The 9,204-nt window shown below is 39.6% G+C and carries 7 protein-coding genes; all 7 read left to right on the top strand.

Annotated elements, in window-relative coordinates:
* The first annotated feature begins 54 nt into the window (after positions 1-54).
* The gene (locus tag M23134_RS01005) at positions 55-642 is read left to right on the top strand and encodes an HAD family hydrolase (RefSeq protein WP_002692931.1); all 588 of its coding nucleotides are present in this window, start codon (positions 55-57) and stop codon (positions 640-642) included.
* A gap of 17 nt (positions 643-659) precedes the next feature.
* Entirely contained in the window at positions 660-1,118 is a 459-nt protein-coding gene (locus tag M23134_RS01000; RefSeq protein WP_002692929.1) for a RidA family protein, read from the top strand.
* Between the two features lie 159 nt (positions 1,119-1,277).
* Positions 1,278-3,323 carry a thioredoxin domain-containing protein gene (locus M23134_RS00995; protein ID WP_002692927.1) on the top strand — a complete coding sequence of 682 codons (2,046 nt, stop codon included), beginning with the start codon at positions 1,278-1,280 and terminating at the stop codon, positions 3,321-3,323.
* Between the two features lie 200 nt (positions 3,324-3,523).
* The gene (locus M23134_RS00990; protein WP_045112753.1) at positions 3,524-5,506 is read left to right on the top strand and encodes a DUF3857 and transglutaminase domain-containing protein; all 1,983 of its coding nucleotides are present in this window, start codon (positions 3,524-3,526) and stop codon (positions 5,504-5,506) included.
* Positions 5,507-5,520: 14 nt separating this feature from the next.
* Complete coding sequence (locus tag M23134_RS00985; protein WP_002692924.1) at positions 5,521-7,446, top strand: DUF3857 domain-containing protein; 1,926 nt, start codon at positions 5,521-5,523, stop codon at positions 7,444-7,446.
* A gap of 72 nt (positions 7,447-7,518) precedes the next feature.
* On the top strand, positions 7,519-7,875 hold the full coding sequence (locus tag M23134_RS00980) for a hypothetical protein (RefSeq protein WP_002692923.1): 357 nt from the start codon (positions 7,519-7,521) through the stop codon (positions 7,873-7,875).
* Positions 7,876-8,721: 846 nt separating this feature from the next.
* On the top strand, positions 8,722-9,135 hold the full coding sequence (locus M23134_RS00970; protein WP_002692921.1) for a TerB family tellurite resistance protein: 414 nt from the start codon (positions 8,722-8,724) through the stop codon (positions 9,133-9,135).
* Positions 9,136-9,204 lie beyond the last annotated feature (69 nt).

Genomic DNA, 9,204 nt, shown 5'->3' with positions numbered 1-9,204 from the left:
GACATTCTTTGTTGGGTAGTTTTTATGCTTTAGCCCCTACTCAAACAAATCCGTATGTCAAAAACACTGTTAATCCTTGATCTTGATGAAACACTTATCTACACTTCCAAGACACCCCTCATCAACATTGAGCCAGCATTTACGCTGTCGGCATACCATTATGTATACAAGCGTCCTTATCTGGAAGAGTTTCTTTATGCTTGTCAGCAATATTTTGAGCTGGCAGTGTGGTCGTCTGCCCAACGCAACTACGTCAACCCGGTGGTCAAGAGAGTTTTCCCTCAAAGCATCCCTTTAAGTTTTGTATGGAGTAGAAAAAGATGCACTTTTGGCAACTTGCCTTTGCATTATTCACTGGACAATCATCAGGCATTGGGTAGCAGCCAAAAACCTAGCTGCTGGTTTAAAAAACTAGAAAAAGTACGAAAGCGAGGGTACTCGCTACGCAAAATATTGATCGTAGATAACTCTCCCGAAAAAGTATTTTTTAATAGCGCCAATGCCATTTATATCAATGACTTTCAAGGCGATGTAAACGACGTTGAATTGATGCTTTTGAAAAAATATTTATATACCTTGCATCACGTAGAAAATGTGCAGATGATAGAAAAGAAGGACTGGAGAAATAGTATTTCTACATAAGTGTAAATCAAATAAACATGTCGAACCTATTAGAGAATCTAAAAAAATTGAATTTAAGTTTACCCAAACCATCTACTCCGGGGGGAGCTTACCAATCAGTAAATATTCGTGGCAAAATAGCCTACCTCGCTATTCAGTTTCCAATTGAAAATGAAGCATTTAAGTTTCAAGGACGGCTAGGGGCAGAAATATCTACCGAAGAAGGGCTTAGGGCTATGGAGCTTTGCACACTCAATGTGTTGGCACAAATAAATGCTAAAGTTGGATTGGATAATATAGAGGGGCTCAACCATATAGATGCTTACTTTCAAGCTGCACCTGAATGGGATGATTCGCCAAAAATAGTTGATGGTGCCTCAAAACTATTTTTGGCTGTTTTAGGTAAAAAAGGGCTACATTCACGGGCTATTTTTGGAGTAGAGCGACTTCCCCGAAACTTTTGTGTAGGTTTGACATGTTCTTTCACTTTAAAGTAAGAAATAGCCATAAGTAATTAGCTACAAGTAAAGGTAACTCACTCATAGTATAATAGTTACACCTACTCATTAGATATATTTAATTCTACCTTGGTACTTACTAAGTCTAAAACTATACTAAAATTTGCGCTTAATCAAAGTACAATAACAAGACTAAATATGAGCCATCAAAATACCCAAACACCCAACCGACTGGCAAAAGCTACCAGCCCCTATTTATTACAACACGCCTACAACCCTGTAGACTGGTACCCCTGGGGAGAGGAAGCGCTCCAGAAAGCCAAAGACGAAGACAAACCCATCATTGTAAGTATTGGCTACTCGGCTTGTCACTGGTGCCATGTAATGGAGCGAGAGTCGTTTGAAGATGACGAAGTAGCGGCTATTATGAACCGTTATTTTATTTGTATAAAAGTAGATAGAGAAGAACGTCCTGATGTAGATGCCATTTACATGGATGCTGTTCAGGCTATGGGGCAACGAGGAGGATGGCCGCTCAATGCATTGCTCACGCCTGAGGCTAAGCCTTTTTATGCCCTTACCTACCTACCCAAAGAATCGTGGGTGCAACTGCTGCAAAATGTGGCAGAAGTATACCAAACCAAACGTGATGAGCTAGAACAATCGGCAGAAGCCTACCGGGAAGCCATTGCAACCAGCGAAGCAAAAAAATATGACCTGAAGCCAAACGATATTCGTTATGCACGCGAAGATCTCGATAAAATGTTTCAAAGTGTTTATAATGATGTAGATCATACCCGTGGAGGCACCAACCGTGCCCCTAAATTTCCTATGCCTTCTATTTGGCAGTTTTTATTGCACTATTATCAAATCACCAAAAAAGAAGAGGCCTTAAGGACAGTTGAGGTTACGCTAAATGAGATGGCAAAAGGGGGCATTTATGATCAAATTGGCGGAGGGTTTGCCCGTTACTCAGTAGACGCTGACTGGTTTGCTCCTCATTTTGAAAAAATGCTTTACGATAACGGTCAGTTACTGAGCCTGTACGCTGATGCTTATAATGTTACTCAAAACCCGCTTTACCAACAGGTAGTGATGCAAACAGTTGATTTTGTGGCGAGGGAACTCACCAGTGAAGAAGGTGGTTTTTTCTCAGCACTTGATGCTGACAGTGAAGGAGTAGAAGGTAAATTTTATGTATGGGAAAAAACAGCATTTGATGAAGTAATTGGGGTTGAAGATGCTGCTATAGCAGCCGACTATTATCAGGTAACTAGTCAAGCTAATTGGGAAGAAGGCAACATACTGCATAGAAGTATAGGAGACCTGGCTTTTGCCGAAAAGCACCAAATAGACGTAGAAAGCCTCAAACAAAAAGTAACACAGTGGAACGAGCGATTATTGACAGCCCGTAGTAAAAGAATACGCCCAGGGCTGGATGACAAGATATTAACCTCGTGGAATGGACTAATGCTCAAAGGATTGGTAGATGCTTACCGGGTATTTGACTCTCCTAAACTATTGAATCTGGCATTGGCAAACGCCCAGTTTATTGCCGAAAAACTAACCACAGAAAACTACCAGCTTTACCATAGTTACAAAAATGGAAAAGCCTCTATTAACGCTTATTTAGAAGACTACGCTGCTGTAGTAGATGCTTATATAGCCCTTTACCAGGCAACATTTGACGAACAGTGGCTTACAAAGGCAAAATCTCTGACTGATTATGCCCTGGCAAATTTTTATGATAAAGAAGAGGGGTTGTTCTTTTTTACTGATGTCAACGCTGAAAAACTCATTGCCCGCAAAAAAGAACTATTTGATAATGTGATTCCTGCATCTAACTCTATGATGGCCAAAAATCTATATTGGCTGGGACTTTACTATGAGCAAAGTGATTATCAACAAAAGGCGTCACAAATGTTGGGGCAAATGCAGAAAATAATAGTAGAAAACCCCGAAAGTGCCGCGAACTGGGCTACCTTGTATACTTATTTTGCCCAACCTACAGCCGAAGTCGCAATTGTAGGCGAACAAGCTCAAGAGTATCGCGCGTCTCTTGACAAATATTATTATCCTAACAAAATACTGGCTGGCACACTGCAACCTCAAGACTCACTCGGACTTTTACAAAACCGAGGCACTATAAATGGGCAAACGACTGTGTACGTTTGCTATAACAAAACCTGCCAACTGCCTGTAAACTCAGTAGAAAGTGCCTGGAAGCAAATGTCTCAGGCTTAACCTTTCTTATTGCTAAACACTTACTCCCTGCTTAGCCCCAAAAACAGGGAGTTTTTTTTCTTACCTCTTCTCTACCTACCTTACAGTAAAGAAATTTGAAAAAAATCTAATAAAAACATCCGTTTGCCTCAGGTAATGCTGGTATTATAATTTTGTATATCAAACCTATTCAGATGATAAAATTAATATCAGATTCAATAATGAGAAATCTTACGCTATTGTTTATGGCAATATTTGTATTTGTAATCAATACAAATGCACAACAAAAAGTAAAAGCTCCCAAAGTAAGGCTGGGCAAAATAGACAAGAAATGGCTGGAAATGAAAGTCTACCCTAAAGACAGTAATGCTACAGCAGTAATTCTGTATGATAAGGGAGAAACCAGTATCGATACCGATGACCTGTCGGTAATACACACTAGACATGTAAGAGTAAAAATAATCAATAAAGCAGGTTATAAATGGTCAAATGTTCAAATACCTTACTACATAAGTGGTATTAGAGGAGAGTCTGTGCGCTATATTCGTGGATATACTTACAACTTAGTAAATGACAAGATTGTCAAACAAAAGTTTGACCCTAAAACTGTTTTAACTCAAAAGTTAAGCAAGTACTGGAAACAAAAAACAATGGCTTTTTCTAAGGTAAAAGAAGGTTCTGTAATAGAGTATACCTACACCATAAAATCAAAAGACTTCAGAAACCTAAAAAGCTGGTATTTTCAAAAGAGTATTCCTGTTGCCTGGAGTGAGTATAAAGTGGAAGTACCTAATTTCGTCAAGTACAACGTTGCTAGCCGAGGGTATTTAATCAATTATAGTATTCGACGAATCACCGAAACAAAGGCTTCTGGCATGAACAGTCAAATACCTGTTAAAACCACCCACTACCACTGGGCAGTAAAAGACCTGCCTGCTATTAAGAAAGAGAGTTATATTACTATTTTAAAAGACTACACTCCAGGCATTGAGTTTCGTTTAAACCAAGTCAACATTCCTAATGGTGCCTCCACAAATTATTATACCAATTGGGCTACTGCCAACAATCAATTATTGACTCACGAGAACTTTGGAGCCCACCTTAAGTTCAACACTTTTCTGGATGAGGTAGCAAACAGTATCCGCAGCAAATACTCAGACACTACACAAAGGGTTGTGGCGGCTTACCAGCATATACAGTCTTATATGACCTGGAACAAGAAAAAAAGAATATTTGTTTATGAACCTTTAGATGTTGTTTACCGCAAAAAAACTGGTAATGCTACTGCCATTAATTTCTTACTAGTTTCGTTGCTCCGAAAACTAGGCATCAAGACAGATCCAGTAGTACTAAGTACGCGCTCACATGGAAAAATAAAGCCTAGTAGTTCTCCCATGATCAATCGTTTAAACTATATGATTGCTCAAATAAAACTTAATTCCAATACAACTATATTGGCTGATGCTACTGACCCTTTGTTAGATTTAGGCACGTTGCCTTACCGTTGCTTGAATGGTTTGGGCAGATCAGTCAATAACCAAGGAGGCAGCTGGATATTTTTGGGCAACACCCCAAGCAGTACCCAAGTAGGTGTAGAGGTTACACTTGCCGAAGATGGCACCTCTAAAGCGGTAGCTTCAGTCACTCAAAAAGGGTTTAATGCTTATGATGAGCGTAAAAAGTTACACCAACAAAAGCCTCAAAAATATGCTGAAAAATTCTGGAAAGGTTCAGAGTATGCTGTAACTTCTCATAAATTTCAAAATAGCACAAACATTTACAAGCCACTTACGGCAAAGTACACCTTGGATTTGAAAGAAGATGCCAATATCAAAAAGGCAGGCAATATGTTTTACATTACACCTATAGTGGCCCCTGACCTTCACGAAAATCCCTTCAAGCCAAAAACAAGGCAACTACCAATTGATTTTGGCTATACCTTCAAGCAAAACTATCTTTTTACCCTAAAAATACCTAAAGGTTATGAAGTGGAGTCTATGCCTAAACAAAAGGTGGTGTCTTTGCCCAAAAGAGCAGGAAGACTGATTTATATTGCTCAAAAACAAAAAGATAAGGTACAAGTGATTATAAGGTTTGCTATCAACAAACCAGTTTTTTTAGCCTCTGAGTACCTGGGGCTCCGTGAACTATATAACCAGATGATAGACAAAGTACAGGAACAAATTGTATTGAAAAAAATATAAGCCCAAACATTTAAATGAAACAATTGAAAAGTGTTTTTTTGGCTTGTATGCTAGGGCTTGCTGTTCACCAAAGCAGCATAGCCCAGCTTACCCGAGCTGATCAGCCTCGATATGCTGCTGCCAAAATCTCTCCTAACCTATTGAAAGGAGCCAGCATAGTAGTAAGAAAAGATTCAAGCCACCTGCATATACAAAGCATTGGCGAGGGTGTTTTTACAACATCGTATGTATATACCATCTTGAATGAGACAGGAGACGATTTTGCCAACTTCACCGTATTTTATGACAAACTTAGCCGCATTGATTACATGCGAGCAGCGGTGTATGATGCCAATGGAAAGTTTGTACGTAGGCTTAAACAGCGTGACATTCAAGACTATAGCTCAGCCGATGGATTTTCTTTGTATACCGACAACCGCATAAAATACGCCAAGTTGAGGCACAATACTTACCCTTATACAATCAAGTGTGAGTATGCCAAAACTTATAATGGCTTGCTGTTTTTTCCGGGTTGGCACCCACAAACCAGCCAAAAAATATCCGTAGAAAAGTCGTCTTTTACCGTTTTTTCACTGCTCAAGCGCCCCTTTCGTTACAAGGCAATCAACCTTGAGAAAGCCACCAAAACACCTGAAAAAAACGGGTTACAAACCTGGCGCATTGCTCAATTGCCTGCTACCCAGCCAATCCCTTATAAAAAACAAACTTCTTTTCCTCGACTTTTGCTGGCACCCAACTCTTTTGAGATAGAGGGCTATAAGGGCAATATGCAAAGCTGGAATAGTTTTGGGCAATGGATAAACCAGCTCAACGCCAACCGAGACGAAGTGAGCCCCGAAACAACACAGAAACTGAAGGCGATGACTGCAAAACTGAGCAGTATTGAAGATAAGATCAAAGTTGTGTACAACTACCTCCAACAAAATACTCGTTATGTGAGCATTCAATTAGGCATTGGTGGTTGGCAACCTTTCAAAGCACTGACAGTAGACCAAAAGGGTTACGGAGATTGTAAAGCGTTGAGCAACTACACGTATGCTTTGCTTAAGCAGTTAGGTATTGCTTCATTTTATACCTTGGTAAAGGCTGGAAAAAATGAAAGATCCATCCAAACAGATTTCCCGTCGCCACAGTTCAACCACGTGATTTTATGTGTGCCTACGGCTAAAGATACTATCTGGCTTGAGTGTACCAGTCAAAGTGGATCTTTTGGTTATATGGGTAGTTTTACCGGAGATAGAGAGGCATTACTGGTTACCCCTCAAGGGGGAAAAATAGTCCGTACCCCTGTGTATGACCAAAGCGTAAACACCCTGCACCGTCAAGCCCAGGTAACCATTGCTCCTGATGGTAATGCTACGGCAAAAATACAAACAAAGTACCAGGCCATTCAAAGTGAAGCCATTGCATGGCTAACTACCCAAGCACCTGAAATACAAAAAAAGTGGCTGTATGAGCATCTCCAACTCACTGGTTTTGAAATAGGTCAGTATCAATTGGCACTCAAGAAAGGTAGCTTGCCAGTAGGTACCGAAACTTTGCAATTAAAGATAAGAAAGCTGGCATCTAAAAGTGGTAAGCGTTTATTTCTAAAGCCTAACCTGATGAATCGTTACCGGACAGTCCCCCCAACAATGAAAGACCGTTCAAGCGATATTTATATTTCGTCAGTGTATGCTTTTACCGATGTAGACAGTATTAATTATCAAGTGCCTGAAAAGTATCACGCAGAATACAAACCTGCCCCAATAAAGTTCAGCAATGAGTTTGGATCTTATGAAATGAAAGTGTTCATGGACGGCAGAAAAATCACCTATACTCGTAAAATGGTAGTCAATGCTGGTACATTCCCTAAAGAAAAGTACCCGGAAATGGTAAAGTTTTATAAGCAAGTAACCAAAGCCGACAAGGAGATGGTGGTGTTGGTAAGTGGCACATAGGAACGCCACTTACCACTTGAAGCTCTGCTTATATTTGTGTATATTGAGGCTTTAACAAACCAAAATAACAATATGATGAACACTAAGAACCACTTGGGAAAGTTTAGCAAGGTATACCGCCACGGCGATGTTATTATTTTTAGGCTTGACCAGGCTAACCTGGAAGCGTTTACTATGACACCTGTCAACAAATTGGTATTGGCGTATGGCGAAGTAACGGGGCACGCCCACCGTTTGGCTGGTGAGGTAAACATTGCAGCAAATGCTCCGGAGGCAGGCATAGAACCTGTACTGTTTGAAGTAATCAATAAAGCGGTACTCACTCACGAAGAACATGACACTATTGTACTTAATAAGGGGGTATACCTTAAAGTAAATCAGGTAGAGTATGACCCATTCAAAGATTTGGTAGTAGCTATTCGAGATTAGGCTTTAAAGCGCCCAACTTGAAAATCCATCACTGTATTTTGTCTAAACCTACTACAGTACGCTGAACCGAAACTAAAGCAAATAGTAGTTTCGGTTTTATGGCTTTACTTCACAGGTTTCAGGGTAAACACTACTCTACCCTACTATTTTTCACCCTGATTTATGTCTCTACAACCGAGTTTACGAGCTCTGCGCAGCTAAATCAAACCATCCACAAGCCTAAAAAACGACTTATTTTAGAGTTTCGATCGCCCCCGAATGGCGGGATTTATCAATTGGTGAAAACACACAACCGAGGCGAGGACGGTACTTTTTTAAAAAAAGCTGGGTAGAGCAGGTAAACACCAGCATTTTTAACTACTCCTTTTCAACATTCCTTAACAACCACAAACTTAAGGCTGAGTACAGCTGGTACACCCTTCACATACTACTGTTTTTTGTTCTACAACACAATCAGTGTTGCGAAAAGATCAATAAATATGTGAAGAAATTCTTGTATTTGCTCTTCAAACAATTGCCTTACACTTTCTACTCATTTGGTGGCTATAAACCTTGTAAAATTGCCTGAACATAGTTAAAACAATCACTAATCGCTTGACAAAATACAGGTTTTCAGTAATTTTATAAAAAACACCTCATTTATAAATAGAGATTTATCGGAACTATATTAATTTTGCAGCCTGTGAAATCAAGGATTGGGCAGTTAACCATATTTTGGCAAAGGTTAAACAAGTGCTGAGCCTTCGTCCTGATAAATTCCACAGACAAACAACATCTTTTTGCACAAAAAAATCCGTTTATTATAATAAACGTATACTAATATGTCTACCAAAATTAATTTGATTTATGAATAACGGGGAATTCAGCTACAACCAAGCCGTATTTGGGCTCATGTTGATGGGTGCCAAAGCTGATGGCGTGTTACAGTCAGAAGAAAAACGTTTGCTTGTAGACCTGACCAGTGAAGAGCATCATTTGACCGCTGAGGAATACAAATTTGTAATTACACAAGCCAAAGAACTATCTGATGAGGCTTTTGTAGAGAAAGTGTATGCTACACTTAATAATTTTGACTATAAAGATAGGGTAAAAGCTTTGTACTGGTTACTTAAACTATTAAAATCGGACGATAGCTCAGACGACGATGATCAGGAAGGTAACTCTAACGAGCAAGAGATATACAATAAAGCAATTGTTTCGCTGGGTATTTCAGAAGAAGACGTAGAGCGCTATGAAAGAGAAAAAGATGGGGTAGCTTAAGGCTTACTTAATACTATTGCTTCTTTTAGTCAAACCAGCTTCTCAAGAGGCTAAATACCGATTAACGAA

It is taken from the genome of Microscilla marina ATCC 23134 (assembly GCF_000169175.1).
In the GTDB taxonomy this organism is placed as follows: domain Bacteria; phylum Bacteroidota; class Bacteroidia; order Cytophagales; family Microscillaceae; genus Microscilla; species Microscilla marina.
The sequence above is the reverse complement of the archived record's forward strand: the minus strand, read 5'-3'. Positions and strand labels throughout refer to the sequence as shown.

Bases quoted from the DNA above. Each gene is read 5' to 3' on its own strand.
- M23134_RS01005 (WP_002692931.1), top strand. From the start codon at position 55: ATGTCAAAAACACTGTTAATCCTTGATCTTGATGAAACACTTATCTAC.
- M23134_RS01000 (WP_002692929.1), top strand. From the start codon at position 660: ATGTCGAACCTATTAGAGAATCTAAAAAAATTGAATTTAAGTTTACCC.
- M23134_RS00995 (WP_002692927.1), top strand. From the start codon at position 1,278: ATGAGCCATCAAAATACCCAAACACCCAACCGACTGGCAAAAGCTACC.
- M23134_RS00990 (WP_045112753.1), top strand. From the start codon at position 3,524: ATGAGAAATCTTACGCTATTGTTTATGGCAATATTTGTATTTGTAATC.
- M23134_RS00985 (WP_002692924.1), top strand. From the start codon at position 5,521: ATGAAACAATTGAAAAGTGTTTTTTTGGCTTGTATGCTAGGGCTTGCT.
- M23134_RS00980 (WP_002692923.1), top strand. From the start codon at position 7,519: ATGATGAACACTAAGAACCACTTGGGAAAGTTTAGCAAGGTATACCGC.
- M23134_RS00970 (WP_002692921.1), top strand. From the start codon at position 8,722: ATGAATAACGGGGAATTCAGCTACAACCAAGCCGTATTTGGGCTCATG.